Annotated in this window: 18 protein-coding genes; 11 read left to right on the top strand and 7 right to left on the bottom strand. The window is 73.8% G+C overall.

What is annotated here, in order from left to right; translation table 11 throughout:
* Positions 1–49: 49 nt before the first annotated feature.
* Together IE237_RS23720 and opcA are read left to right on the top strand one after the other, a co-directional pair.
* A complete protein-coding gene (locus IE237_RS23720; RefSeq protein ID WP_189804114.1) occupies positions 50–589 on the top strand; it encodes a DoxX family protein in 540 nt (179 codons plus the stop codon).
* Positions 590–670: 81 nt separating this feature from the next.
* A complete protein-coding gene (gene opcA / locus IE237_RS23715; RefSeq protein ID WP_189804113.1) occupies positions 671–1,582 on the top strand; it encodes a glucose-6-phosphate dehydrogenase assembly protein OpcA in 912 nt (303 codons plus the stop codon).
* 363 nt (positions 1,583–1,945) lie between these two features.
* Here the strand turns inward: opcA and IE237_RS23710 are convergent, their stop codons facing one another.
* Together IE237_RS23710 and IE237_RS23705 are read right to left on the bottom strand one after the other, a co-directional pair.
* Complete coding sequence (locus IE237_RS23710) at positions 1,946–2,722, bottom strand: class I SAM-dependent methyltransferase (RefSeq protein WP_189804112.1); 777 nt, start codon at positions 2,720–2,722, stop codon at positions 1,946–1,948.
* A gap of 10 nt (positions 2,723–2,732) precedes the next feature.
* Positions 2,733–3,818, bottom strand: coding sequence for a cytochrome P450 family protein (locus tag IE237_RS23705; RefSeq protein WP_229842849.1), 1,086 nt, complete (start codon positions 3,816–3,818; stop codon positions 2,733–2,735).
* A gap of 378 nt (positions 3,819–4,196) precedes the next feature.
* Here IE237_RS23705 and IE237_RS23700 point away from each other — a divergent pair, with 378 nt between their 5' ends.
* The 3 genes from IE237_RS23700 to IE237_RS23690 all read left to right on the top strand — a co-directional run bounded on the left by IE237_RS23700 (position 4,197) and on the right by IE237_RS23690 (position 9,136).
* A complete protein-coding gene (locus IE237_RS23700; protein ID WP_189804110.1) occupies positions 4,197–5,387 on the top strand; it encodes a cytochrome P450 in 1,191 nt (396 codons plus the stop codon).
* A 321-nt stretch (positions 5,388–5,708) separates the two neighbouring features.
* On the top strand, positions 5,709–5,990 hold the full coding sequence (locus IE237_RS23695) for a hypothetical protein (RefSeq protein ID WP_189804109.1): 282 nt from the start codon (positions 5,709–5,711) through the stop codon (positions 5,988–5,990).
* 269 nt (positions 5,991–6,259) lie between these two features.
* Positions 6,260–9,136: an ATP-binding protein gene (locus IE237_RS23690; protein WP_189804108.1), complete on the top strand. Its 2,877-nt coding sequence runs from the start codon at positions 6,260–6,262 to the stop codon at positions 9,134–9,136.
* 84 nt (positions 9,137–9,220) lie between these two features.
* Here the strand turns inward: IE237_RS23690 and IE237_RS23685 are convergent, their stop codons facing one another.
* From IE237_RS23685 to IE237_RS23675, 3 genes are all read right to left on the bottom strand, one after another.
* Entirely contained in the window at positions 9,221–10,240 is a 1,020-nt protein-coding gene (locus tag IE237_RS23685) for an ABC transporter permease (protein WP_189804107.1), read from the bottom strand.
* Positions 10,237–11,826, bottom strand: a complete 1,590-nt coding sequence (locus IE237_RS23680) for a sugar ABC transporter ATP-binding protein (protein ID WP_229842848.1) — start codon at positions 11,824–11,826, stop codon at positions 10,237–10,239. The genes IE237_RS23685 and IE237_RS23680 overlap by 4 nt, the downstream gene beginning before the upstream one ends.
* Before the next feature lie 189 nt (positions 11,827–12,015).
* Entirely contained in the window at positions 12,016–13,059 is a 1,044-nt protein-coding gene (locus IE237_RS23675) for a substrate-binding domain-containing protein (protein ID WP_189804106.1), read from the bottom strand.
* A 295-nt stretch (positions 13,060–13,354) separates the two neighbouring features.
* Here IE237_RS23675 and IE237_RS23670 point away from each other — a divergent pair, with 295 nt between their 5' ends.
* Positions 13,355–16,240, top strand: coding sequence for an AAA family ATPase (locus IE237_RS23670; protein ID WP_189804105.1), 2,886 nt, complete (start codon positions 13,355–13,357; stop codon positions 16,238–16,240).
* A gap of 229 nt (positions 16,241–16,469) precedes the next feature.
* Complete coding sequence (locus tag IE237_RS23665) at positions 16,470–18,911, top strand: ricin-type beta-trefoil lectin domain protein (protein ID WP_189804104.1); 2,442 nt, start codon at positions 16,470–16,472, stop codon at positions 18,909–18,911.
* Positions 18,912–18,993: 82 nt separating this feature from the next.
* Here IE237_RS23665 and IE237_RS23660 read toward each other — a convergent pair whose 3' ends face one another.
* The gene (locus IE237_RS23660) at positions 18,994–19,992 is read right to left on the bottom strand and encodes a 1-aminocyclopropane-1-carboxylate deaminase/D-cysteine desulfhydrase (protein ID WP_189804103.1); all 999 of its coding nucleotides are present in this window, start codon (positions 19,990–19,992) and stop codon (positions 18,994–18,996) included.
* 171 nt (positions 19,993–20,163) lie between these two features.
* Between IE237_RS23660 and panD the strand changes: the two genes are divergently transcribed.
* On the top strand, positions 20,164–20,589 hold the full coding sequence (gene panD / locus IE237_RS23655; RefSeq protein ID WP_189804102.1) for an aspartate 1-decarboxylase: 426 nt from the start codon (positions 20,164–20,166) through the stop codon (positions 20,587–20,589).
* A gap of 448 nt (positions 20,590–21,037) precedes the next feature.
* Positions 21,038–22,426, top strand: a complete 1,389-nt coding sequence (locus IE237_RS23650; protein ID WP_189804101.1) for a transglycosylase family protein — start codon at positions 21,038–21,040, stop codon at positions 22,424–22,426.
* Here the strand turns inward: IE237_RS23650 and IE237_RS23645 are convergent.
* Positions 22,307–23,305 carry a DMT family transporter gene (locus IE237_RS23645; protein ID WP_189804100.1) on the bottom strand — a complete coding sequence of 333 codons (999 nt, stop codon included), beginning with the start codon at positions 23,303–23,305 and terminating at the stop codon, positions 22,307–22,309. The two genes, IE237_RS23650 and IE237_RS23645, sit on opposite strands and share 120 nt — an antisense overlap.
* A 251-nt stretch (positions 23,306–23,556) precedes the next feature.
* Between IE237_RS23645 and IE237_RS23640 the strand changes: the two genes are divergently transcribed.
* Both IE237_RS23640 and IE237_RS23635 read left to right on the top strand, forming a co-directional pair.
* A complete protein-coding gene (locus IE237_RS23640; RefSeq protein WP_189804272.1) occupies positions 23,557–24,279 on the top strand; it encodes a (2Fe-2S)-binding protein in 723 nt (240 codons plus the stop codon).
* 60 nt (positions 24,280–24,339) lie between these two features.
* A complete protein-coding gene (locus IE237_RS23635) occupies positions 24,340–25,824 on the top strand; it encodes an SDR family NAD(P)-dependent oxidoreductase (protein WP_189804099.1) in 1,485 nt (494 codons plus the stop codon).
* The last annotated feature ends 283 nt before the right edge of the window (positions 25,825–26,107 follow it).

The raw sequence follows: 26,107 nt of genomic DNA, 5'->3' as shown, positions 1-26,107 counted from the left end.
GGCGAGAGTGGACGGCGTACGTGTCCGCCTCCCGCACCTGGAGAACCCCATGGCACACCCCAACCGACGCGATCTCGGGCTGCTCGTGCTGAGGGTCGGCACCGGTGCCGTGCTCGCCGCGCACGGCACGCAGAAGCTCCTCGGCTGGTTCGGGGGCGGCGGCATCGAGGGCACCAGCAAGGCGATGGAGGCCATGGGCTTCCACCCGCCCCGGGAGAGCGCGATCGCCGCCGGTCTCGGCGAGGCGGGCGGCGGGGTCCTTCTCGCCCTGGGCCTCGCCACCCCGGCCGCCGGCGCCGCCGCGGCCGGTGCTATGGCGGGAGCCGTCGCCGTCCACGCCCCGGCCGGCTTCTTCGCCCAGGCCGGCGGCTACGAGTACCCGGCCTTCCTCGGGTTCACCGCCGCAGCGATCGGCATCACCGGCGCCGGACGGTACTCCCTGGACCACGCCACCGGACACGTCCTCGACCGCCCCTGGGTGGTCGCCACCGCCTTCCTCGGCACGGCGATCGCCGCCGCGGCCGTCGTCGGCCGCCGCGCCCAGGAACAGGCCTCCCCCGCCCCGGAACCGGAGTCGGAACCGGAGTAGAAGCGTCCCGCAGGGGGACCCGCACGTGTCCACCGCGCGGGAGGGTTAGGCTCGCCGCAGAGGAAGGGACGGGCGCCGCACATGAAGATCGATCTGACGGACACCGACTCCAGCAAGATCAACAAGGCGATCCTGCAGGGTCGCAGGGCCGTCGGCACCCCCGCCGTCGGCGCCGTGCTCACACTCATCGTCGTGACCGACGAGGAGAACGCCTACGACTCCGTCAAGGCGGCCAACGAGGCCTCCCGGGAACACCCTTCCCGCACCCTCGTCGTCATCAAGCGCCACGCCCGCACCCCCCGCGAGCGGTACGAGACCCGGCTCGACGCCGAGGTCAGGCTCGGCTCCGACGCCGGCTCGGGCGAGACGGTCCTGCTCCGGCTGTACGGCGAACTCGGCGCCCGCGCCGACTCCGTGGTCCTGCCGCTGCTCCTGCCGGACGCGCCCGTCGTCGTCTGGTGGCCCGTCGACGCGCCCGAAGTCCCCTCCCGGGACCCGCTGGGCTCGCTCGCGCAGCGCCGCATCACCGACATGTACGCGGTCGAGGACCCCCTCGCCGCCCTGGAGAAGCGCGCCGCCTCGTACGCCCCCGGCGACACCGACCTCGCCTGGACCCGGCTCACCCCGTGGCGCTCGATGCTGGCCGCGTCCCTCGACCAGGCGCCGCTCACCGTCACTTCGGCCGCCGTCGAGAGCGAGGCGGAGAACCCCAGCGCCGAACTGCTGGCCCGCTGGTTCGAGGTCCGGCTCGGCGTCCCCGTCGACCGCGTCGTCACCGACGGCCCCGTCGTCACGGCCGTCCGCATGGGCACCACCGACGGCGAGATCCGCATCGACCGGCCCGAGGGCCCGGTCGCGCGGCTCGCCATCCCCGGCCAGCCCAACAGGGTCCTCGCCCTGAAGGTCCGGACCACCGCGGAGCTGATCGCCGAGGAGCTGCGCCGCCTCGACCCCGACGAGGCCTACGAGGCGGCCTTGCGCGGCCGCGCCTGACGGGCCCCCGTGTGGGCAATCGTCCCGCAGGGCGATGGGGGTCCCCCCTGCTCGAGCGAAGCCGAGAGCTTGGGGGAGGGTGGGCACACGGGACGGCGCCCTTCGCGGCGCCTCCGCGTTCCGCGCCTGGACCCGCACCACCGGCGACGGTGCACAGGGTGCGGGTTCAGGCGCGTGAGCCTCTGGCGCCGGCAAGGGCGCCGTTCCGTTGTGCCCACCCGTTCCGCCCCTTGCGGAACGCCTGCCCACAACGGCGGGCGCCGTCCGTACGGGGTGGGCACCGCCCCGGCGGAACGCATGCCCACAACGGTGGGCACCGCCCCGGCGGGACGATGGCCCACAACGGGCAGCGGCGCGGGCGCGTCAGGGTTCCCGGCGGAAGACCAGGACGACGTCCGCCGACCGTCGGACCCGGGGCGCGTCCGGATCGGGCAGGGCGAGCAGTCGTGACCTGGTCTCGTCGACCAGACGGCCGGCCTCGCCGCCCACCGCCCAGGCGCCGGTGAACAGGCCGCGCGTCAGCGACTCGGCCATCGACCGGGGCGACACCTGGAAGGACGTGGGGCGTTCCGACGCCGTCCCCTCGTAGACGAGACCGTGTGCGGCGGCGATCGGGGCCAGCCACTCCGGGCCGTCGCGGCGGCTGCCCTCCGGATCGAGGCGGTCCTCCAACTCCCCGACGAGGAGGCCGATGTCGTCCGCCGGGCGTGTGCCGCCCGCCGGGACGACCAGATAGCGGCCGCCCGGCCGCAGGACCCGCGCCACCTCGGCGAGGACGGCCCGGTTGTCCGGTCCCGCGTGCAGCAGCCAGGTCGACACCGCCTGGTCCACCGACCCGCTCCGCACGGGCAGCCGGCAGGCGTCGCCCACCGCCACCCGGGCGCCGAGCCGGGCCTTCGCCCGCGCGAGCATTCCGGGTGAGAGGTCGATGCCGTGCACGGTGTGGCCCCGCGCCGTCAGCTCGGCCGCCACGATGCCCGTCCCGACGCCGATGTCCAGCACCGGGCGCGCGGGGTCGAGCAGCGGGGCGAGTTGCTCCGCGAAACCGGCCGCGCGCACCGTACCGCCGCGCGACTCGTCGTACACCGGGGCGATCTCGTCGAACTCGGCCGCCTGGCGTCTCGGAGAGGGAGAGGTCACCGTCCCCACCTCACGCCTCCGGCGTGAAGGTCACGGGCAGCGTCGCCATGCCGCGCAGGATGCCCTCGCGCCGGCTCAGGTCGGCGTCCGGGTCGGCGAGCCGGAGGTCGGGGAAGCGCCGCAGCAGGGTGCCGATGGCGATCCTGGCCTCCGCGCGGGCCAGCGGAGCACCCAGGCAGAAATGCACACCATGGCCGAAAGCGAGCTGTTGCGGCACCTCGCGGCGGGCCACGTCGAGGATGTCGGGACGGTCGTAACGCCCCGGGTCGCGGTTGGCCGCGGCGAGCCCGATGATGATCATCTCGCCGGCCGGGACGGTGACCCCGCCGATCTCGTACGGGTCGACCGTGAAGCGCGCGACTCCGCGGCTCACCGGTCCCTCGAATCGCAGGAGTTCCTCGATCGCCCCCGGCAGCAGCGAGGGGTCGTCGCGCAGCGCGGCGAACTGCTCCGGGTGGCGCAGGAGGGCGTGGACGCCGTTCGCGATGAGGCTCGCCGTCGTCTCGTGACCGGCGAGCGTGAGCAGGATGGCCATGGCCGTCAGCTCGCGGTCGCTGATCTTCTCCTCGGCCTGCGCCGCGCAGAGCGCGCTCAGCAGGTCGTCCTTCGGGTCCGCCTTGCGCGCGGCGATCAACGGCTCGAAGAACTCGGTGAGTTCGGCGCGCGCCCGCGCTCCCTTGGCGAGCCGCTCCGGCGTGTTGGGCGGCATGATGAGGCCGACCGCGAGACGGGCGAAGTCGGGCTGTCCCTCGGCCGGGATGCCGATGAGTTCACTGAGGACGGCCATCGGCAGCGGGAGCGCGAACTCGGAGACGAGGTCGGCGGATCCGCGCTGGGCGATCGCGTCGAGGAAGGCGTCGGTGTGCGCCTGGACGCGGGGCGCGAGCGCCTCCACGCGGCGGAAGGTGAAGGCCTTCGAGACGAGGTTGCGCAGCCGGGTGTGGTCCTCGCCGTTGGCCACCAGCATGCTGGCCATCAGGACGTTGGTGCGCTCCTGGTGGGCCATCTCCTCCTCGAGGCCGGTGACCCCGACGGGACTGCTGCTGAGGCGCGCGTCGGTGAGCGCCGCCACCGCCTCGTCGTAACCCGTGACCATCCAGACTTCAAGAGTGGGATTCAGCCGTACGCGCTGAACGACTCCGTGCTCACGGATGCGCTCGAAGAGCGGGTAGGGGTTGGGCTGTTGAGCAACATTTACCGGGACATCGTGAACGATTGTCTGGTCTTGGCCGGTCATCTTCCGTAACTCCCCGAAGCTTTGTGAAAGATCTCTGGCAGGTAGTCATACCAGCCACCCCAGTTGCGTGGTAGCGTCACCGGCGCTCGGCTCGGATGATGTACGGGGAAGGACCGGCGAACCGCCGGTGAAGCACCAACGAGGCGTTCCACCCACCGGTGATCCGGCGTCTCGCGCAGCACGACTTGTCGGCAGTCAAGGCCTCAACCAGGCCCGACGCACAGGGGGAGACGTTTCGTGGAGCAAGCGGCAGCAGTGGACCCGATCCTTGATCTGGTCCGCCCGTCGATCCTGCGGAACCCCTACCCCGCCTATGCCCGGATGCGGGAGACCGCGCCGGTCTTCTGGCACGAACTGCTCGGTTCCTGGGTCCTCACCCGCCATGCCGACTGCCTCGCGGTGCTCACCGACAGCAACCGGTTCGCCTCCGACTGGCGCCGCGCCGGCGAGGACATCCCCGCACCGCTGCTGAGCGTCCAGACCCTCGACCCGCCCGAGCACACCGCCATCCGGCACCTGCTGCTCGACGGCTTCCGAGCCCAGGACCGCCAGGCCCTGCACGACGGCCTGGAGCTCCAGATCGCGGACCTGCTCGCCGAGTTGGCCGGGCGGCCCTCCTTCGACTTCGTCGGAGAGCTCGCCGAACCGGTCGCCCTGCGCTTCGTCACGGCCTTCCTGGGCGTCCCGGCGCCCGAGCTCGACTGGTTCGTGCCCATGTCCCGTACCGTCGTCGACGGCATGGACGCCGGGCTGTGGCCCGAGAAGCACGAGCCCGCCGTCGCGGCCCGGGCCCGGCTCGCGGAGTACGCCGGCGGGTGGCTCGCGGATCCGCCCAAGGAGGGGCTCATCGCCTACGTGGCGGAGCACGCGGCGGACAGCGGCGTGGCAGAAACGGTTCTGCGGAACAGTCTGCGCGCCGTCCTCCACGCGGGCTACGAATCCGCCTCACGACTCCTCGGCAACGCCGCGGCGGCTCTCCTCACCACCCCCGGCGCGCTCGACGCGTTCCGGGCGAGCCCGGCCCCGGCCGTGGACGAACTCATCCGGTACGACGCACCGGTCCAGGCGGACGCCCGGGTCTGCGTCGCCGACACCGACCTGGGTGGCGTCACCATCAAGGCGGGTGATCCGGTCACGCTCTTCCTGGGCGCGGCCAACCACGACCCGCTGCGGTTCGACCACCCCACAGACCTGCGACTCGACCGCACCCCGAACCCGCACCTCGGGTTCGGACGCGGGGCCCATGCCTGTCTGGGCGCGTCCATGGCGATCCGGCTCGCCGGATCGGTCCTCGGGACCCTGGCCAGGGACTACCCGGACGCACGGGCAGTCGCGGAACCGGACCACCGGCGCAATCTGACTCTCCGCGGTCTCGACCGCTTCGAGGTCACTCTGCGTCCACGAGCGGGGGAGGAGGTTCGACCATGAAGTACTGGCACTGAAACTCACGAGCGTGACGCCCGTCCGGGAGGCGGGCAGCACGCCGGTGTACGGCTCACGTGCACCCCGCCGGAGCCCGGGCCCGCTGCGCGGCCCGGGCTCCGGCCCCTTCTCACGGGGCAGCCCACCGTCGCGGCCGCACGCCCGGAGCACTCGGAGGCCCCGGCGTATCCATGCGGTCCGGACGGACACTCCGCGCCGTCAGCGCCACGAGAGCGCCACAGAGCCGCCACTCGTGACATCCTCGGACGAACCGCCCACGCCGTCGTCCCCCGTGGGCCTTCCCCGTCTCCTGCGCGGAGGGACACCTTGCTCATCACCCACGCCGTACGCCACGACGCCCTGCACGTGACGCTCCACCACGACCTGGACGTCACCAACCGTGCCGCGGCCGCCCTCCAGATCCAGGCCCTCGTCCAGGAGCACCGGCCCGCCGGGGTGGTCATCACGCTCCCGGCGGCCGACCCCAGCCCCGCCACCCTCAGCGCCCTCGCCCGCGCCCACCGCATGTGCGCCGGCCTCGGCGTCCCCCTCACCCTCAGCGGCGCGAGCGACCGCACCCGCCGCCTCCTGGACGCCAACAGCGCCTGAAGCGGTGACACCCGGGGACAGTGACGGCCGATCAGACTGTCGGTTTCCGACTGCTTCGGGCGGGCGTCTCCCGTGAGGGCGGCGGCTCCGCCGCGGGCGTCGTGGGAGCGGTGACGGGCGGGTGTGAGTACCGGAACACCACACGGCGGCCGGCCGGGCGGGCCCAGCGTGTACGCTCCGAACACCGCCCCTGACCTGCAGAAAGCAGGCAGGCAGCAGACAGACGGGGAGTTCTCTGTGGTGCGTACCTGGTGCGGGACGGTGATCAGGTGACACGGGAGCCCGGGGACGCGACGCAGGGCCGCGGCGGCCGATTCCGGCTGGTGGGCCGGCGGCGGCAGCTCGGGCAGCTCCTCGACGCCGTGCGCCGGCCGCCGGCGGTCGTGCTGGTCGAGGGAGAGGCCGGCGTCGGCAAGTCCCGCCTGATCCGTGAGGCGTCGATCGAGCTCGCCGGCGAGCGTCAGCAGGTGCTGACCGGATTCTGCCACCCCCTGCGCGAGCCGTTCCCGTACGGGCCCGTGATCGACGCGCTGCGCAAGGCCGACCTGACGGGTCGCCCCGCCTTCCCGCCGACCGCCGGCGCCCTGACACCGCTGCTGCCCGACCTGGCCGACCGGCTCCCGCCCCCTCCGGAGCAGCCGGCCGACGCCTCCGGCCGGCGCTTCCGACTGCTCCAGGCCGTACGGTCGTTCCTGACCGGACTCGGCCCGACGACCCTGATCGTCGAGGATCTGCACTGGGCGGACGAGGCCACCCGCGACCTGCTCCTGCTGCTCGCGCGCGACCTGCCGCCCCGGCTGAGCCTCGTCCTCACCTACCGGGCCGAGGACCTGCCGCCGGGAGGCACCGTGCTCGGCGCCGCCTACCGTCATCCGCCCGGCACCGCGGGCGCGGTGATCCGGCTCGGCCCGCTGGTGGAGTCCGAGGTCCAGGAGCTGGCGTCCGCCGCCCTGGGCCCGCACGCCACCACCGCCCTCGGTGCCGCCCTGTACCGGCGCAGCGAGGGCCTGCCGCTGGTCGCCGAGGAGGACCTGATCACCCTCGCCGAGTACAGCGGAACCCACGGATACGGCGAGGCGGTGGAACGGCTTCAGGACGCGGACGCCCCGCGCGGCCTGCGCGAGACCGTCGTCGAGCGCCTCGGAACGCTGTCGCCGCAGGCCAACGCGCTGGCGGAGGCCGCAGCCGTGCTCGCGACCCCGGCGCCCGAGGAGTCGCTGACCGCTCTGGCCGGGCTGGACGAGGAACAGGGCGCCGGGGCGCTGATCGAGCTGCTCCGGGCCTCCCTCCTGCGCGAGGCCGACCACGGCGCGTACGTGTTCCGCCATGTGCTCGCCCAGCAGGTCGTCCACCGGAACATTCCCGGCCCCGCCCGGCGGCGCCTGCACCTCCGTGCCGTCGAGGCGCTGCGCAGCCGTACACCGGCCCCGTCGGTGCAGATCGCCCACCACACCCTGGCGGCGGGAGACCGGGCCGGCTGGCTGCTCTGCGCCCAGGACGCCGTCGACGAGGCGATCGCCGTCCGCGACGGCGGCACGGCGGCCACGCTGCTCCGCCAGATGCTCGACCGGCCGGAGCTGGAGGGCGAGGCACGCTCCCGGGCCGCCCTGGCCCTGGCCGGGATCGCCTCCTCCAGCGTCGACTTCCGCACCGACGCCCGGCTGCTGCGCCGGCTCCTCGGCGACCCCCGGCTGTCCGAGGAGGTCCGCGGCGAGATCCGCCTCGGTCTGGGCCTCGGCATGCTCAACGAGAACGCCGACCCCGCCGGGTTCGACGAGGTGGAACGGGCCGTCGGTGAACTGGAGACCTGCCGTCCCGAGCGCGCCGTGCGGGCGATGGTCGCGCTGGCTCTCAAGGAGGCGGAAGGGCCCGCGTACACCCAGGCCTGGCTGGAGCGCGCCGAGGCCAAGGTCCGCGACAGCGCGAACGAGGCGCTCAGAGCGGCGGTCCGCGCCACCCGCCTCACCCTGACGGCCTGTCAGGGAGACGCCAGGCTCTGGGAGTCGCTCGCCTCCCTGCCCCGTCACGCGGAGGACCGGGAGGTGCTCCGGCAGACGGGCCGCGCCCTGCAGAACGTCTCCGACACCGCCGTCTACCTGGGGCACGACCGGCGCGGCGTCGCGCTGGCCACGGAGGCCGGGCAGGTGGCGGCCCGGGTCGGCAGCTCGATCTCGGAATTCCTGTCCCGTGGCACGCTGTTGAGGCTCGACGCCTTCGCCGGCCGGTGGGAAGGACTTGAGGAGCGTCTGGACGCGCTGGTCGACGGCTACCCGACCGCCGTCGCCGCGCACGCCGAGCGGGCCCTGCTCGTCGGGACCCTCGCCACGTCCCGGGGGCAGTACGCCCGAGCGGAGGAGCTGTACGAGGAGGCCGCGAAGGCCGGCGCCGGCCTGCTGCTGGTGGGGCCGGAGCTGCGGGCGGCCGCCGGCCTGAGCGACGTCCACCTGGCCAGGGGCGAGGCGCCGCGGGCCCGGGCGGTCGCCGAGCGGGCGGTCGCCACCGTCCGGCGGACCGGCGCCTGGCCCCGGGCGGCCGGGCTGCTGTCGGCCGCGGTCGAGGCGGCGCTGGCCTGCGGCGGCCGTGAGGACGCCGAGCGGCTGGCCGCCGAGGCCGGGCACGGCATCCTCGGACGTGACGCTCCCGCTGCCGTCGCCGACCTGGAGACCGTCCACGGCCTGCTGCGCCGGGAGGCCGAACCGGACGCCGCCGCAGGGCATTTCGCCGCCGCGGCGGACCGGTGGCAGGAGATCGGCCGGCCGTACGAGAGGGCCCGCGCGTTCGAGCGGCAGGGCAGTGCCCTGCTGGGACGCGACCCCGGCGCGGCGGCCGGGCCGTTCACCGAGGCGGTGGCCGTCTTCACGGAGCTGGGCGCCACCGCGGACGCCGCTCGCTGCGGGCGGGTCCTGCGCGACCTCGGCGTCGCCCGCCGAGGCCCGGGCCGGCGGGGGTACGGCGGCAGCCTGTCGCCGCGCGAGCACCAGGTCGCCGGGCTGCTCGCGGCCGGTGCCACCAACCAGAGCATCGCCGAGGCGCTCTTCCTGTCGCCGCGGACGGTGGAGAACCACGTCGCCAAGGTGCTGCGGAAGCTCGGCACGGACCGGAAGCGGGTCGCGGCCGCCTACCCGGGACGAGCGGACGCCGGGTGAACCGGTCCTGAGACGGCCGATGCCGATGTCGCCGCCCGGGCCCCGGGCGGCGACATCGGCCTCGGGCAGTCGCCCGCCCGCCCGTCAGGCCGGCAGGCCGACGGCGCGTTCGCGGTTGCGCCGCTGCTGGATCACCACGGCGGCGACCAGGAGGGTGCCCTGGGCGACGTTCTGCCAGAAGCTGTTGATGCCCTGGACGGTGAGGCCGTTCTGAAGGGCACCGAGCAGGGCGACGGCGAGCAGGGTGCCGCCGATGCCGCCCTTGCCGCCCTTGAGGGCGCAGCCGCCGAGCGCGGCGGCGGTGATGGACTGGAGCTCGAGCCCTTCGCTGCCGGAGACCGGCTGGCCGCTTCCGGTGCGGGCGGTGAGCAGGACGCCGGCGAGGGCGGCGACGGCACCGCTGAGGGCGTACGCGGAGATCAGGTACTTGTTGAGGTTGATGCCCGCCAGACGGGCGGCGGTGTCGTTGCCGCCGATGGCGTAGATGTTGCGGCCGATGTCGGTGTAGGTGAGCAGCACGTGGACGGCGGCGGCCACCAGGATCAGGATCCAGATCATGGTGGGCAGGCCGGCGATCTTCCCGCGGCTGAGGAAGAGGAAGATCGGGTCGCCCAGCACGTACCCCTGGGCGCGGCCGTCGGAGACGAGCTGGGCGACGCCCTTGTAGGCGGCGAGGCCGGCGAGGGTGGCGATGGTGGGGTTGACCCGGCCGTAGATGATCACGACGCCGTTGAACAGGCCCACGGCCGTGCCGACGGCGAGTGCGGAGCCGATGCCCGCCGGGGCGCTGGAGCCGGCCGCGGTGAACACCATGGCGCTGACCACGGACGCCAGACCGGCCTGCGAGCCGACCGAGATGTCCAGGCCGCCGCAGATGATGACGACGGTCTGGACGACGGCGAGCAGGCCGGCGATGGTGGCCGCCTCGGCGATCACCTGGATGTTGTCCCAGCCCAGGAAGTTGGGGTCGAGCGAGCCGAAGAGGACGACGACGGCGGCGAGGGCGCCGATCAGGCTGAGGTTCTGGCCGCCGACGGAGCCGAGCAGCGCCCGGGCGCGGGCGGGCCGCTGCGGTGCGGTGGTGGGGGCGGTGCTGGTGGTCATGGCTTCTGTGCTCCGGTGCTGGCGTGGTGGTCGGTTCGGGAGTCGGTGGTCAGGTCGTCGGCCATCGCGAGGGCGAGTACGGCCTCCTCGGAGGCTTCGGAGCGGCTGAGCTCTCCGGTGACCCGGCCGTTCTGCATGACGACGACGCGGTCGGCGAGGCCGAGCACCTCGGGGAGTTCGGAGGAGATGACGAGCACGGCGACGCCGTCCCGGGCGAGGTCGGCGATGATCTGGTAGATCTCGGCCTTGGCGCCGATGTCCACGCCCCGCGTGGGCTCGTCCAGGATCAGCAGATCGGGCCGGCGGGCCAGCCAGCGGGCGAGCACCACCTTCTGCTGGTTGCCGCCGGACAGGGTCCGCACCTCGGTCTCGATCGAGGGGGCGCGCACTCTCAGGCGGTCGGCGTAGCGCTGGGCGAGGTCCTTCTCGGCGCGGAGCCTGACGAAGCGCCGCCGGCGCAGGCGTTCGAGACTGACCAGCGAGGTGTTGTCCCGGATGGTGCGGTGCAGGAACAGCGCCTGGGCCTTGCGCTCCTCGGGCGCGAGGCCGATGCCGGCCCGGATCGCCCGGCGCGGGCTGCCGAGGCGCAGCCGCCGGCCGGAGAGGGCGACCGTGCCGGTGCGGACCGGTGCGTCACCCGCGAGGGCGAGGGCGAGCTCGGAGCGGCCGGCGCCGATCAGGCCCGCCAGGGCGACGACCTCGCCGGCGTGGACGGTGAGCGAGACGTCGTGGACGTCGTCGGTGCCGAGGCCGTCCACCTGGAGCACCACCCGCTCGGTGGCGACGTTCTGACGGACGAACAGGTCGGCCAGGTCGCGGCCGACCATGAGCCGGACCAGGTCGTTCTCGTCCGTCTCGGCGGCGTCCGCCACACCGGCGAGCGTGCCGTCGCGCAGGACCGCGATCCGGTCGGCGAGCCGGAAGATCTCCTTCATCCGGTGGGAGACGTAGACGACCGCGATGCCCTGCGAGCGCAGGCGCTCGATCAGCGCGAAGAGCGCTTCGACCTCGTGCTCGGAGAGCGAGGACGTGGGCTCGTCGAAGGCGATCACGCGGGCAGGGGTGTCGCCGGTGAGAGCACGCAGGATCTCGACCAACTGGCGCTGTGCGGCGGTGAGTTCCGATCCCAGAAGATCGGGGTCGAGGACCTTGGCGAAGCCGAGGCGGTCCAGGTCGGCGGTGATCCGGCGGCGCAGCTCGGCGCGGTCCAGGCGGCGGCCCGCGCGGCGCGGCAGGGCGCCGGCGTAGACGTTCTCGGCGACCGAGACGTGCGGGATGATCTCCGGCTCCTGGGGGATGATCCGGATCCCGGCGTGCCGGGCGTCGATCGGCGAGTTCAGGTCGAGCACCTCGCCGTCGAGCAGGACCCGGCCCTCGCTGGGCCGGTGGTCGCCGGTCAGGATGCGCAGCAGGGTGGACTTCCCGGCGCCGTTCTCGCCCATCAGGGCGGTGACCTGCCCGGGCGGGAAGTTCAGGTCGACGCCGCGCAGCGCCTGGACGGCGCCGAAGCGTTTGCCGACGTTCTCTGCGGTCAGGCCGGGCGGGTGGGCCGGCGCGGCGGGCGAGCGGCTGGGTGTGGTCATCATGGCCTCAACTGGCGGTGCGGTACGGGTGGGGCGGGAGGGGCGGCGGGCGCGCGAGCCCGCCCGGCCGGGACGGAGCGCCGGTGCGGCCGGGCGGACAGGCGGACAGGCGGCAGGGCGGCCGGGGCGGCCGGGGGAGGAGAGCCGGTGCGGCGGGTGGGGTTGTGGGCCGCACCGGCTCCCGACGGTGGGTCAGCCGCAGCTGACGCCCGCGGCCTGCCAGGTGGCGGCGTCGACCATCTTTGTGGGAGCGAACGCCTCGGCGGGGAACTCCTTGCCGTTCTTGAGGCGGTCGTACATGGTCTGGACGGCGAGGGCGCCGACGTCCTTGCAGTTGATGAACAGCGCGGCCTTCATCCCGGACGGCTTGCCGGACTTCCACTCCTTGCAGGCCAGGTACGCGCCGAGGCCGACACCGTCGATGTCCTGCGGGCCGATGCCGGCGTTCCGCAGTGCGGTGACGCCGCCCTGGACGTTCTCGTCGTTGCAGCCCCAGACCACCCAGTGCTTGACGCCGGGGTTGGCGGTGACGGTCGCCGCGACCTTGTCCTGGGCGCCGGTGGGCGTGTTGTCGGTGGCGACGTCGAGGGTCCGCACGCCCGGGACGGCGGCGTCGAAGGCCGCCCCGGCGGCCTTGACGCGGTCGCCGCAGACGGTGACGTCCTGCTTCCAGGCGGAGATGATCCGGGTGTCTTCCGCCTTCCAGCCGGCCTTCCTGTACTCCGCGGCGGCCCGCTTGCCGACCTCGGCCCCCATCTGCTCGCCGCTGAAGCCGATGCGCGGCACGAGGTCGCCCTTGGCGCAGGAGGCGGGGGAGGGGCCGGTGGCGCAGACCTGGTCGTCGGAGGTGAGCAGCGCGACCTCGGCGTCCCGGGCGGTCTGCACGATCTGCGGGCCGACCGCCGGGTCCGGCACCACGACGATCAGACCGTTGCTCTTCTGCGCGATCGCCGACTGCACCTCGCCGACCGTCTTGTTGGCGTCGCTGCCGAGGTTGACCACCTTGAGGTCGATGCCGAGCTCGGCGGCCCTGGCCTTGGCTCCGGCGGCCTCGCCGACGAAGTACTCCTGGTCGCCCTGCTTCTGCAGGTAGGTCAGCGAGATCTTGCCGCTGACGGGTGTGGCCTGGCTGTCCGGACCGTCGGCGGTCTGGCCCGAGGAGCAGGCGGTCAGGCCGAGGACGGTGGACAGTCCCAGCGCGGCGGCGGGGAGCAGACGGGCGCGGACAGGGGACATGGGGCGGCTCCAGAGGGGATGAGTGAGACAAGCGGATCCAAACACGATCGATCACATGTCATCACTTTCAAACGCGATGCGTCTCAGCAAAACCGCCGGTTCACTCTGCCGTCAAGAGCCCAAAACATTCGACTCCCGCCCGATATCGCTTCGTTACCGATACCTATGAAGGGGAGTACTCAAGAAATTCGAATTCATTGATTGAGTACCCGGAGTCGAGGACATACGGATGGTTTTTCTGGAGTCCCGTGGCCGAGGGTGGATCACCTGACACCGAGGGCGGAGAGGCGGACACATGGCGCGACCACCCACTCCGGAGGAGATCGCCGGAGCCGGTGCGTACCCCCACGTCGGCCGCGGCCCCGAGCTGGGCCGTCTGCTCGACACGATCCGCAGGCCTCCGGCGGTGGCGCTGGTCGAAGGCGAGGCGGGCGCCGGCAAATCACGACTGGTCGCCGAGGCGGCCTCCGTGTTGCGTGCCGAGGGCCGCCCGGTCCTCACCGGCTTCTGTCACCCGCTGCGCGAGCCCTCCCCGTACGGGCCGCTGACCGATGCCCTCGACAAGGCCGAGCCCTCGCTCGGCGACACCGTCCTCCACCGGGCGGCCGCCCCGCCGGCCACGAAGGCGGACCGGCCGCCGCGGGGGAGCACCGGTGCCGGCCCGCACGGGACCGGGCCGTCCGAGCTGCTCGCGGCCGTCCGCGCCCTGCTCCGCGGACTCGGCCCGGCCGTGCTGGTCGTCGAGGACCTCCAATGGGCCGACGACGCCTCGCGGGACCTGCTCCTGCTCCTCGCCCGCGACCTCCCGGAGCAGCTCAGCCTGGTCCTCACCCATCGCACCGAGGACCTTCCGCCCGGCCGGCTCCCGCTCGGCTCCGCCTACCGCCGCCCGCCCGGCACCGGCGGCACGACCATCGGCCTCCGGCCCCTGACCCTCGCCGACGTCCGGGAGCTGGCAGTGGCGGCGCTCGGCAGGCCGGTCACCGGGGCGCTCGTCGCGGCGCTCTACGAGCGCAGCCAGGGCCTGCCGCTGGTGGTGGAGGAGGACCTCGCCCTGCTGGGCGGGACCGCCCCCGGTGGGCCCGGGACCGAGGACGAGGTGGCGCGGTTGCGCGCCGCCGCCGTACCCCGTGGCCTGCGGGAGGCGGTCTCCGAGCGGATCGCCGGGCTCTCCCCGCAGGGCACCGCGCTCGTCGAGGCGGCGGCGGTGCTCGCCGGTCCCGCCGAGGAGCCGGTACTGGCCGAGGTCGCCGGACTCGATGCCGACGCCGCCGGACGCGGGCTGGCCGAGGCCCTGCGCGCCGCCCTGCTCCGCGAGGCCGGTGGCCCGCACTACGACGTCCGGCAGCCGCTCGCCGCACGGGCCGTGTACGACCTCGTGCCGCTGCCCCGCCGGCTCCGCCTGCACCGGCGCGCCGTCCAGGTCCTGGAGCGGTCGGCCCCCGCTCCGCGGGCGCGGATCGCCCACCACCGGCTGGCCCTCGGAGAGCGGGCCGCGTGGCTGGGCGCGGCCGAGGAAGCGGCCGCCGAGGCCGCGGGAGACGGCGACCCGGCGGCCGCCGTGACGCTGCTCTGCGGCATCCTCGACCAGCCCGGCCTGGACCCGGTCCGATACGAGCGGGCCGCGCTCGCCCTCGCCCGGCTCGCGGGCGACGGCCTCGGCCGTGCGGTGGACACGGCCCGGCTGCGGACCCTCCTGGAGCCGCCGGGACTGCCCGCCGCCGCCCGGGGTGCCGTCCGGCTCGCCCTGGGGCTGGTGCTGCTCGACCGCGACGGGGACCGGGCCGGCATCACCGAACTGCGCGCGGCCGTACCGGACCTCGCCGACCACCCGGAACCGGCCGCCCGCGCCGCGCTCGCCCTGGCCCTGGACGAGGCCGAACCCCCCGACCGGTCCGGGACATGGCTCGAACGGGCCGAGACGGCACTCGACGGCAGCCCCGACACCGGCGCCCGCGCGGCCGTGCCCATGGCGCGGCTCACCCTCCGCTGCGGGCGGGGCGATCCGTCCGCCTGGCCCCTGCTCGACCGGCTCCCGCGCGACGGCGCGGACATCGCAGCCCGCAGGCGGACCGCGCGAGCCCTGGGCGACGCGGGCGACAGCGCCACGGCGCTCGGACACGACCTCCGCGCGGCCGGGCTGCTCGCCGAGAGCGTCCGCCTGGCCGAACTCACCGACACCCCGGTGCTCGCCCTCCACGGCCAGGCCGGCCGGCTCCGCCTCGACCTCCTCGCCGGCCGCTGGGACGGCCTGCCCGAACGCTTCGACTCGCTGACCGTCGACACCCTCGCCGCGGGCTGTCCCGGTCTCGCGCGGCCCGACGCCGAGCGGTCGCTCGCCCTGGGCCTGCTGTCCCAGGCGCGCGGGCGCGGCGGACACGCGCTGCACCACTTCGCCCGGACGGAGGCACCGGCGGCGCACCGTCCCACCGCTTCGGTGGCCCTGCGCACCGCCGCCGGCCTCGCCTCGGTGCTCCTCGCCCAGGGCGCGCCGCAGGAGGCGATGGCCGCGGCCGTCCCGGCCGCCGCCCTGCTGCGCCGCGGCGCCACGTGGCCGAAGGCGAGCGGACTGGTCCCGGCGGCGGTCGAAGCCGCGCTGGCCTGCGGGGACCGTGCCTTCGCGGAAGGCCTCGCCGCCGACGCGGAACAGGCACTGCGCGGCCTGGACGCCCCGGCCGCCGACGCCGAACTGCACCTCGCCCGGGGTCTGCTGCTGCTCGACGCCGAGCCCGGTTCCGCGGCCGAGCACTTCGCCGCCGCGCGGCGGGCGTGGCGGAGCATCGGCCGGCCCTATGACGCCGCCCGCGCCGCGGAGCGGAACGGGGCCGCCCTGGCCCGCGCGGACCGGCCCGAGGCGGCGGCCGTCCTTGCCGAGGCCGTGGACGGCTATGCCCGGCTGGGAGCCGACGGCGACCTGCGCCGCTGCCGGCGGCTGACGCACGACCTCGGGCTCTCCCGTGCGCCCTCGCCCGGCCGCCGGGGCTACGGCGACCGGCTCTCGCCCCGCGAGCGGCAGGTGGCCGAACTGCTGGCGGCCCGCGCCACCAACCAGCACATCGCCACCACGCTGCGGCTCTCCCCGAGGACCGTCGAGAACCACGTGGCGAGCGTGCTCAGGAAACTCCGCACCACCCGGAAATCCATTTCCCTGGTTCTCGATCGGCAATCGGCGGCGGAGTAATCACCGTCAGGCCCGGGTGGGCGACCGGAATCACGGTCCGAGTGGGCGAGCGGAATCACGCGACGGAAAAGCGCGGGACGAACCATTGACCATCGATGCCTCGCACTCTAACGTTCGGATGCGGTCGAATCTGTTTGATTTTGAGTGACAGTCGTGTGATCCGCCCACCCACCCGCTCGGCAGAGGTGCGCGGCACATCGTTTCCCGGCCTCGGACGAAAGGCTTCTTCATGCACGGGCCCCTCCGTGTCCTGACCACCCCTGGACGCATCCTCAGAAGAGCGGCACTCGCCGCCTCGCTCCTCCTGTTCACCGGACTCGTCGCCGGACCCGCGGCCACCCCCGCCGATGCCGCCGCGCCCCCGGCGGGCACCCGGATCACCGTGGACGGCGCCAAGACCGGCCGGGTCTTCGACGGTGTCGGCGCCGCCAGCGGCGGAGGCGGCAACTCCCGTCTGCTGATCGACTATCCCGAGCCGCAGCGCAGCCAGCTCCTCGACTACCTCTTCAAGCCCGGATACGGCGCCGCCCTCCAGTCGCTCAAGATCGAGATAGGCGGCGACACCAACTCCACCGACGGCGCCGAGGCCAGCTACCAGCACACCCGGGGCGTGGTCGACTGCGGCCAGGGCTACGAATGGTGGCTGGCCGAGCAGGCCAAGGCCCGTAACCCCGACATCAAGCTCTACGGCCTCGCCTGGGGCGCGCCCGGCTGGATCGGCGTCGACGACCCCGCCAACCCCTCGCCCGGGAAGCCGTACTTCTGGTCCCAGGACATGCTCGACTACATCATGGGCTGGTTCGACTGCGCCGCCCGTCACCACCTGCCGATCGACTACATCGGCGGCTGGAACGAGCGCGAGTACGACGCCGCCTGGTACAAGAAGCTCAAGAAGACGCTGGTCGCCGGCGGCCACGCGAAGACCAAGGTCGTCGCGGCGGACAGCTACGACTGGGACCTCGCCACGGAGATGGCCGGCGACCCGGAGCTCCGTTCCGCCATCGACGTCCTCGGCATGCACTACCCCTGCGGCTACCTCGGCGCGATGGCCACCTGCGACAGCACCGCGGCCGCGAAGGCCCTCGGCAAGCCGATCTGGGCCAGCGAGAGCGGCTCCCAGGACCACAACGCCGGCGCCCCGGCGGTGGCCCGCGCGATCAACCGCGACTACATCGACGGCCGGATGACGTCGTACATGAACTGGCCGGTCGTCGCCGCGCTCTACCAGAACCTCTACTTCTCCACCGACGGTCTCTCGCTCGCCGCGCAGCCCTGGTCCGGCAACTACTCCGTCGGCCGGACCACCTGGGTCACGGCGCACACCACCCAGTTCACCCGGCCCGGCTGGACGTACCTCGACTCGGCCGTCGGCTACCTGGGCGGCGACCGGGCCAACGGCAGCTATGTCGCGCTGAGGTCGCCGAAGGGCGGCGACTACTCCACGGTCATCGAGACCGTGGACGCCACCGTGCCGCAGACCGCGACGTTCACGGTCACCGGCGGCCTGTCCACCGGGCGGGTGCACGTCTGGGCGACCGACCTGTCGACCGCCGACCCCTCCGACGACTTCGTCCGGCAGCCGGACGTCAAGCCGGTCGGCGGCACGTACACCCTCACCCTCCAGCCCGGCCGCGTCTACACGGTGACCACCACCACCGGCCAGGGCAAGGGCGCCACCACCCCGCCGGCACCCGCGCCGCTGAACCTCCCGTACGCCGACGACTTCGACAAGCCCGCCGCGACGCCGTCACCGAAGTACTTCTCCGACATGAACGGCGCCTTCCAGACCGTGCCCTGCGGCGGCGGCCGCACCGCCGCGTGTCTGCGCCAGATGGCTCCGGTCTCCCCGATCCGCTGGACCGACGAGTCGAACAACATGCCCTACTCGATCGTCGGTGACAGCAGCTGGGTGAACTACACCGTCAGCGCGGACACCCTGTTCGAGCAGGCCGGCTCCACCGAGGTCCTCGGCCGCGTCAACCAGCAGGCGCGCAACAACAACGGCCTCAACGCCTACCACCTGCGCCTCAGCGACACCGGTGACTGGGCGATCCTCAAGACCGACCTCGCCTGGAACTCCACCACCCTGGCCTCCGGCACGGTCACCGCGCCCGGCCTGAACACCTGGCACCGCATGGCCCTCACCCTGCAGGGCTCGACCCTGACCGCCGCGATCGACGGGCGGACGGTCGGCACCGTCACCGACCACTCGTTCACGTCCGGCATGGCCGGCCTGGCCGTGACCGGGTACCAGACGCAGCAGTTCGACGGGTTCGCCCTCACCCCCGGCACCGGAGGCGGCTCGTTCACCGGCCCGGTCCCCTCGGGCGTGTCCGGCACGTGCCTCGCCGCCGACGGCGCCCGGGCCGTCATCCGGAGCTGCGACGACACCGACCCCGGGCAGACCTGGACCTGGGACAACGGCCGGCTCCTGCAGGGCGGCAAGTGCCTGGACGTGGTCGGCCAGGGTACGAGCGACGGCACCCTCGTCGGCCTGTGGACCTGCCACGGCGGCGGCAACCAGCAGTGGACCCCGCAGGCCGACGGCACCCTGAAGGGCGTCCAGTCCGGCCTCTGCCTCGACGACCCGGCCGCCAGTACCACGGACGGCACCCAGCTGGTCATCTGGACGTGCAACGGCGGCGCCAACCAGCGCTGGACCCTGCCGTAGCACCGCGGTCCACGTCGCGGCGGCCCCGGATCCACCGGGGCCGCCGCCACGGCGTGCCGGCCGCCCCTGCCCTGACATCGCGTCAGCGCGGTCCGTGGGTCTGCAGAAACACCACCGGGCCGCCACTCAGGCCCCCGGCCGCGTCGAGGTCGAGCAGGGCGGCGAACGCCTTGGCGGTGTAGGTGCGCTCCAGGGTCAGACCCGCCTGCGCCGAGGCGCGGTCGAGGGCCTGATCGCCGGCGGCGGTGGGGTGGGCGTAGCCGTCCCCCAGCCAGCCCGTCTCGACGCAGATCGCGTCGGCGGCGGGTACGGCACCGGTCACGTCGGCGCCGCGGGCCCGGAGCAGGGCCGCGGAGCGGCGGGCCGTCCTGAGGAGGGAGCGGGAGTCCAGCCTCAGGGTGTCGTTGACCACGATGCCGAGCACACGGGTGCGCAGCCCGGCGAGCCGCAGTCCGAGGGCAAGTCCCGCGGTGGTGCCGCCGGATCCGACGGCGGTGACCAGCCACGCCGGCTCCGGCAGCTCACCGGCCTCGACCTGGGCGCCCAGCTCCAGCGCGATCTCGACGGCACCGAGCGTGCCGAGCGGCGAGGAGCCGCCCGCCGGCAGGTAGTACGGCAGGGAGAGGCCGTGGGCGTGCCGGGCGAAGAGCCAGGGCGCGGCCAGGATCAGCCTGGCCTTGGTGTGGAGGAAGTGCAGCGAGGCACCGGAGGAGCGCAGCCGCTCCAGCTGGGCCCGCACGTGCTCGTCGACCGGGTGGTCGATCAGACCGAGGGCGACCTCCAGGCCCTGCCCCCGTGCGTACCGCGCGGCGGCGAGGCCCCAGTTGGTCCCGAGGCCCCCGACCGTGAGGAGGGTCCTCGCGCCGCGCCGGCGGGCCTCCGGCAGCAGCCACTCCAGTTTGCGGACCTTGTTGCCGCCCCAGCCGCCGTCGCCGTACCCGCTCTCGTCCTTGACCCACAGCTCGGCCCGCGTGCCCGGCCCGGGGAGCGGCCGCACGGGGGTGGGCGCCGCACCCAGCCGGAGAAAGGGGAGCGAGCCGGCCAGTTCGGGGCAGCGCCGGTGCAGCAGCGGAGGTCGCATGGAGGCGACGGTAGAGCACCGGGCCCCGGAACGGACCGGCTCGGACGGGATCGGCGTGAGCTCCGCAACACCCGCGGCCCCCCGCCCGCCCCCGCGCCTCGTTGTACGCTCCGACGAACGCCCTTGACCTGCAGAAAGCAGGCAGGGAGCAGACAGATCGGGAGTTTCTCCGTGTTGCGTACCCTGTTCAAGTCGAAGATCCACCGTGCCACCGTGACCCAGGCCGACCTGCACTACGTCGGTTCGGTCACCGTCGACGCCGAGCTGATGGAGGCGGCCGACCTGCTGCCCGGTGAGCTGGTCCACATCGTCGACATCGACAACGGCGCCCGCCTCGAGACCTACGTCATCGAGGGCGAGCGCGGCTCCGGCGTCATCGGGATCAACGGCGCCGCCGCCCACCTCGTGCACCCCGGCGACCTGGTGATCCTCATCAGCTACGCGCAGGTCGAGGACGCGGAGGCGCGGAGCTTCGTGCCGCGCGTCGTCCACGTCGACGGTGACAACCGCATCGTGGAACTCGGGAGCGACGCGTCCGCGCCGGTTCCCGGCAGCGACACCGTGCGCGGCCCGCACGCCGTGCCCACCCGGATCTGAGAACGCGGCCCGTCACCGCCCGGTCACCCGGCCCCGTCACGAGGGGCCGGGTGACCCGGAGGGCGGGGTCCGGCGGGCGGGGCCGTGGCGGCGGGGCCACCCTGGAGAGGGAGCCCCCGCACCTGGGGCCCGCGTCGACCGAGAGGTCCGTGATGACCCACCCCTTCCCCGATCCGCTGCCCCCGTCGCCGATCCCGCCGCCGGTGCCCTCGCCGCCCATGCCCCCGCCCAACCCGGTGCCGGTCCCTCCGGATCCGTCGCCCCCGCCGGCGCCGCAGCCGGGCGGGCCCGTACCGCCGCCCGAACCACAGCCCGAACCCGGTCCCGCCGGCGGGTGACCGGGTCAATTCAGAGGTGACAGAAGGAGCTTGAGCTTTCGCCCGGCCCTTGTCACGGAGCGTGCGCAACCCCTAACTTGGACGGCTGTCGCTGTGTTCAAGGGGGGCCCATGGCCGGACGTCACCGCCGCCACCAGCCGAGCCGGATCAACCGTGCCTCGCTCACCGTCACGGCGGGAGGCGCCGGAATGGCGCTGCCGCTGATCGGCGCGGGCACCGCGCAGGCCGCTTCCCTCGACGTCTGGGAGAAGGTCGCGTCCTGCGAGTCCTCCTCCAGCTGGCACATCAACACCGGCAACGGCTACTTCGGCGGCCTCCAGTTCAGCCAGTCCACCTGGGAGCGGTACGGCGGCACGCACTACGCGCCGCGGGCCGACCTCGCCTCCAAGGACCAGCAGATCGCCGTCGCCGAGCGCGTCCTGAAGGGCCAGGGCCCCGGGGCCTGGCCTTCCTGCGGCCCCCGCGCTGGGCTCGCCCGGGGCGGGGCGGCACCGGACGTCACGACCGCCGAGCCGACCGGCGGCGGGAACGCCGTCCGTACCGCTTCCCTCCCGGGCCAGCGCCTCTTACCCGAACAGACGGCGCGGAGCGCGAGTCCGACCACCGTGCCCACCGTGCGCGAGATGTACACGGTGGCGCCCGGCGACTCCCTGTCGAAGATCGCCCGCGAGGAGCACGTCAAGGGCGGCTGGCAGCGCCTGTACGAGGCCAACCGGCCGGTCGTCGGCGACGACCCCGACCTCATCCACCCGGGCCAGCGCCTGACGCTGCGCATCTCGGCGCCGAAGAAGCCGGTGACGCCGGAGAGACCGGAGAAGACCGCGGGCAAGACCGCGGGCAAGGCCGCCGAGAAGGAAGCGGGGAAGGCGGCCGAGAAGTCCGTCCGGCCGGTCAAGGCCACGCCCCCCGAGGCCGTGGTCCCCAAGGCCCCCGCGGCCCGGCCCGACGCCCACCCCTCCACGAAGCCCGCCGCCAAGCCGCACACCCAGCACACCCCGAAGCCGGGCACCAAGCCGAGCACCAAGCCCCGTACCCAGGCGAGCCACAAGCCCGCGCCCAGGCCCGCGCCCAAGCCGGCCACCCGGCCTTCCGAGGCCGGCTACTCCGCGCCCGTCTCCGCGGACATCGGCACCCGCTACGGCACCCGCGGTTCCTCCTGGTCCAGCGGCTACCACACCGGAGTCGACTTCCCCGTGCCCACCGGCACCTCGGTCAAGGCCGTCGCCGGCGGCCGGGTCGTCTCCGCCGGGTGGGGCGGTGCGTACGGCTACCAGATCGTCCTGCGTCACGACGACGGCCGCTACAGCCAGTACGCGCACCTCTCCGCGCTCACCGTCCGCGAGGGCCAGCGGGTGCACGCCGGACAGCGCATCGCGCGCTCAGGATCGACCGGCAACAGCTCGGGACCGCACCTCCACTTCGAGATTCGGACGGGTCCCGGGTACGGATCCGACATCGACCCCCTGGCCTACCTCAGGGCGCGGGGAGTCTCCGTCTGACGCGATCGTCGAGTCGGACGACGAGGCCGATGACACCGACAGCGACTCCGGCGAGGCCGTCATGCGGTCGAGCGTGAGCTGGACGAGGCCGCCCGCCGCGACCGCGCCGCAGATCAGCGCGGCGACGGTGCCCGCCGCGCCGTAGCGGAAGCTCTCGCCGAAGAGCGTCACGCCCACCGCGGCGGCGACCACCGGGTTCACCACCGTGACGGTGGCCAGCGGGGCGGCGAGCCCCGCACCCCGGTACGAGGCCTGGGACAGCAGCAGGCCGGTCACCGCGAACGCGGAGAGCACGAGCAGCCCCGTCCACTCGGCGAGCGGGGCCGTGGACGTCCACTCCTCGGCCACCGACTTCGTGAGGACCGAGGCCATGCCGAAGGCGACGCCCGCCGCCGCGGCGAGCACGACGCTGCGCAGCACGGACCGGCCGACCACGCGCGCGGCCGTGAACAGGACCGCCACCGCGGCGAACGTGGCCCCCGCGAGCAGCCACCGCTCCCCGTCGGAGAGCGACCGGGCCTCGGCGCCGCTCGTGAGGCTCAGCAGCCCGGCGAGACCCACCGTGGCCATCAGCGCGCCGCGCCAGGCCCGCCGCCCGGCCCTGCGGCCGACGAACAGGGCCGCCATGGGCAGCGCGAAGACGATCGTGAGCGCACCCAGCGGCTGGACCAGGCTGAGCGGCCCGTACGCCAGGGCGGCGACGTGCAGCGTCGCGCCGATACCGTTCAGCAGGACGGACACCCACCAGGCCGGGCTGCGCAGCGGCGCGTAGCGCGGACCCGCGGCGGAGGCCGCGACGCGCTCCTGCACGATCGCCGCGGCCGCGTAGGCGACCGCGGAGGCCAGGGCCAGGGCGACGGACAGCATGAGTGGACTCATACCTTCCACGATCTCTCTTCCCGGCGGTCCGCGTCGTCGTACCAGGGGACGTCTTCGCGGGTACCACCGACGCAGTACACGCCCCGCGCATACGCCTCCGGATGTACACCCGTGCAGGTCGGAACGGGTGCAAAGCAGGCTTTCCGATCATCTCGGAGCGGCTCCGGAAGAGTCCGGGAAGAGATTTCGGGAGACTTCGGAGAAGTTACGGTGGGAGCCGACCACAGGACTCCGGGGCGGGGGGCGTGCGCATGGATCTCGGCGCGAGCGACGACGGCGGATCGCCGGGCGGCTTCTTCGCCCTGCGCACCGGCACACCGCCGGCCGGCGGCGCGCACCGGCCGCTCGCCCGCCTGTACGCGGGGGAGGACGGGCCTCTCACCGCGCGCGTGGACCGCGTCGCCGCCCGGCTCGGCGCACCCGAGCGGCGCGTGGGGGCCTCCGTCGCCCACCTCGGGCTCGCCGCCCGGCTCTGGTCCACCGCCCTCGGCCCCGCCGCGCTCCACGGCCGCTTCCCGGACCTCGACCCCGCCGAGCTGCACTGGGACGGGGCGCTGACCTCGCCCGACGACCTGTGGTGGGCCGGCTCCGCCACCCGCCCCGGGACCGTGGACGAGCTGCGGGCGGCCGTCCAGGAGGCCCATCTCGTCCCGCTCCACGCGGCACTGCGCCGCGACGGGAACATCTCCCCGCGTCTCCTGTGGGGCAACGCCGGCTCGGCCCTCGCCGGCGCCCTGCGCGAGCTGACCCGCTGGGCGCGCGCCCAGGGGCGGCCGGAGGCAGCCGAGCGGGCCGCCGTCCTGGTCTCCGGACTCCTGGACCACCCGGACCTCGCCGGGACGGTCCGCGGCCCCCGGCTGCGCCGGACCAGCTGCTGCCTCTACTACCGCTGCCCGGGCGGCGGGCTGTGCGGCGACTGTGTCTTCGACCACGCACCCCGAACGGGTTTGGAGGCGCGGCCCCCCGCTCCGTAAAGTTGGGTCTTTGAAAGCCCGCGAACGGCGACGTACGAGCGAACGAGGAACCCGAAGGCCATGACGGTGACCGAAGAATTCCAGGACTACGGGCCGGGTATCGACCCCGAGCGCCTGGCCGTCTGCCTGAGCGTCCTCGACGAGCTCGACAAGATCGAGGTCGACCACCCGGACGCGATCGCCGTCCGCCGCGCGACCGCCGGGATCTACCGGACCGTGAAGCAGCGCCGCCGCCAGGAGCGCCGGGCCGCGAAGACCGCCAACGACAAGGCGGTCACCGAGGCCACGGCCACCGGTTCCGCCCAGCGCATCGACGACGAGACCGAGGGGCTGCTGCCCAGCTCCGTCACCGAGGAGGGCCGGATCGCGGGGATACTCCAGCGTCCGCGCTCCTGCTACGTCTGCAAGACGCGGTTCGTCGAGGTCGACTACTTCTACCACCAGCTCTGCCAGCCGTGCGCGGCGCTGAACCGGGCCAAGCGCGACGCCGGCGCCGACCTCACCGGCAAGCGCGCGCTGCTCACCGGCGGCCGGGCCAAGATCGGCATGTACATCGCGCTGCGGCTGCTGCGCGACGGTGCCCACACCACCATCACCACCCGCTTCCCCAAGGACGCCATCCGCCGCTTCAAGGCGATGGAGGACTCCGCGGACTGGATGCACCGCCTGGAGGTCGTCGGCATCGACCTGCGCGACCCCGCGCAGGCCGTGGCGCTCGCGGACCAGATGGCCGAGGCCGGTCCGCTGGACATCCTCATCAACAACGCGACGCAGACCGTGCGCCGCCTGCCCTCCGCCTACTCCGCCCTCGTCGAGGGCGAGAGCGCCCCGCTGCCGGCCGGTGAGCTCCCCGCCCACCACGTCATCGGCGCGTTCAACTCCGGCGCGGTCGGCGAGCTCGTCGGATCGTCCGAGCTTCCCGCCGGCGTGCGCGACCTGGAGGCCCAGCAGGTCGCCGACCTGGCCCTGGTCGCGGGCAACGCCAGCATCGCCCGGCACCTCGACGGCACCGCCATCGACGCGGGCGGCCTCGTGCCCGACGTCGTCGAGACCAACACCTGGGTGCAGAGCATCGAGCAGATCTCCCCGGTGGAGCTCCTGGAGACCCAGCTCTGCAACTACACCGCCCCGTTCATCCTCATCAGCAAGCTGAGGGCGTCGATGGCCGAGGCGGCGAAGAAGGCGGCCAGCGGCCGTGCCTACGTCGTGAACGTGTCGGCGATGGAGGGTGTCTTCAGCCGCGGCTACAAGGGCGCCGGCCACCCGAACACCAATGCCGCGAAGGCCGCGATGAACATGGTGACGCGGACCAGCGGCCAGGAGATGTTCGAGAGCGACGGCATTCTCATGACCTCGGTCGACACGGGCTGGATCACCGACGAGCGTCCCCACTACGACAAGCTGCGCCTCGCGGAGGCCGGTTTCCACGCCCCGCTCGACCTGGTCGACGGCGCGGCCCGGGTGTACGACCCGGTCGTGCGCGGTGAGGCCGGCGAGGACCTCTACGGCTGCTTCCTGAAGGACTACGCCCCCGCCAACTGGTAGGCCTTCCGTACGACGGGCCTCCGTGGTTCCGGACGAGCCCCCGTACAGCCGTTTCCGCAGTCCTGACAAGAGCGCTCCACCGGCCCGGTGGGGCGCTCTTTCGGCTCCGTTCACTCGATCGCATCACACTTTGGAGCCCGGTAGAGCGCGGACGTGCTCATTTGGTTAATGTGAGGCACACGGACGGCCACCGAGGACACACAACTTCCTCACGGCCTTCCTGGGACAGGCCTGCCACCAAGGCCGCGGTCCCGCCAAGAACGGCGCCACCGCGACCGAACCG

The organism is Streptomyces tanashiensis, from assembly GCF_014648895.1.
In the GTDB taxonomy this organism is placed as follows: Bacteria; Actinomycetota; Actinomycetes; order Streptomycetales; family Streptomycetaceae; genus Streptomyces; species Streptomyces tanashiensis.
Note: the sequence above shows the minus strand (reverse complement) of the source record. Positions and strands in the feature narration are given on the sequence as shown.

What these genes read in the sequence shown, in the direction of transcription:
- IE237_RS23720 (WP_189804114.1), top strand. Translation starts at nt 50, where the DNA reads ATGGCACACCCCAACCGACGCGATCTCGGGCTGCTCGTGCTGAGGGTC.
- opcA (WP_189804113.1), top strand. Translation starts at nt 671, where the DNA reads ATGAAGATCGATCTGACGGACACCGACTCCAGCAAGATCAACAAGGCG.
- IE237_RS23705 (WP_229842849.1), bottom strand. Translation starts at nt 3,818, where the DNA reads ATGGTCACGGGTTACGACGAGGCGGTGGCGGCGCTCACCGACGCGCGC.
- IE237_RS23685 (WP_189804107.1), bottom strand. Translation starts at nt 10,240, where the DNA reads ATGACCACCAGCACCGCCCCCACCACCGCACCGCAGCGGCCCGCCCGC.
- IE237_RS23680 (WP_229842848.1), bottom strand. Translation starts at nt 11,826, where the DNA reads ATGATGACCACACCCAGCCGCTCGCCCGCCGCGCCGGCCCACCCGCCC.
- IE237_RS23675 (WP_189804106.1), bottom strand. Translation starts at nt 13,059, where the DNA reads ATGTCCCCTGTCCGCGCCCGTCTGCTCCCCGCCGCCGCGCTGGGACTG.
- IE237_RS23670 (WP_189804105.1), top strand. Translation starts at nt 13,355, where the DNA reads ATGGCGCGACCACCCACTCCGGAGGAGATCGCCGGAGCCGGTGCGTAC.
- IE237_RS23665 (WP_189804104.1), top strand. Translation starts at nt 16,470, where the DNA reads ATGCACGGGCCCCTCCGTGTCCTGACCACCCCTGGACGCATCCTCAGA.
- IE237_RS23660 (WP_189804103.1), bottom strand. Translation starts at nt 19,992, where the DNA reads ATGCGACCTCCGCTGCTGCACCGGCGCTGCCCCGAACTGGCCGGCTCG.
- IE237_RS23650 (WP_189804101.1), top strand. Translation starts at nt 21,038, where the DNA reads ATGGCCGGACGTCACCGCCGCCACCAGCCGAGCCGGATCAACCGTGCC.
- IE237_RS23645 (WP_189804100.1), bottom strand. Translation starts at nt 23,305, where the DNA reads ATGAGTCCACTCATGCTGTCCGTCGCCCTGGCCCTGGCCTCCGCGGTC.
- IE237_RS23640 (WP_189804272.1), top strand. Translation starts at nt 23,557, where the DNA reads ATGGATCTCGGCGCGAGCGACGACGGCGGATCGCCGGGCGGCTTCTTC.
- IE237_RS23635 (WP_189804099.1), top strand. Translation starts at nt 24,340, where the DNA reads ATGACGGTGACCGAAGAATTCCAGGACTACGGGCCGGGTATCGACCCC.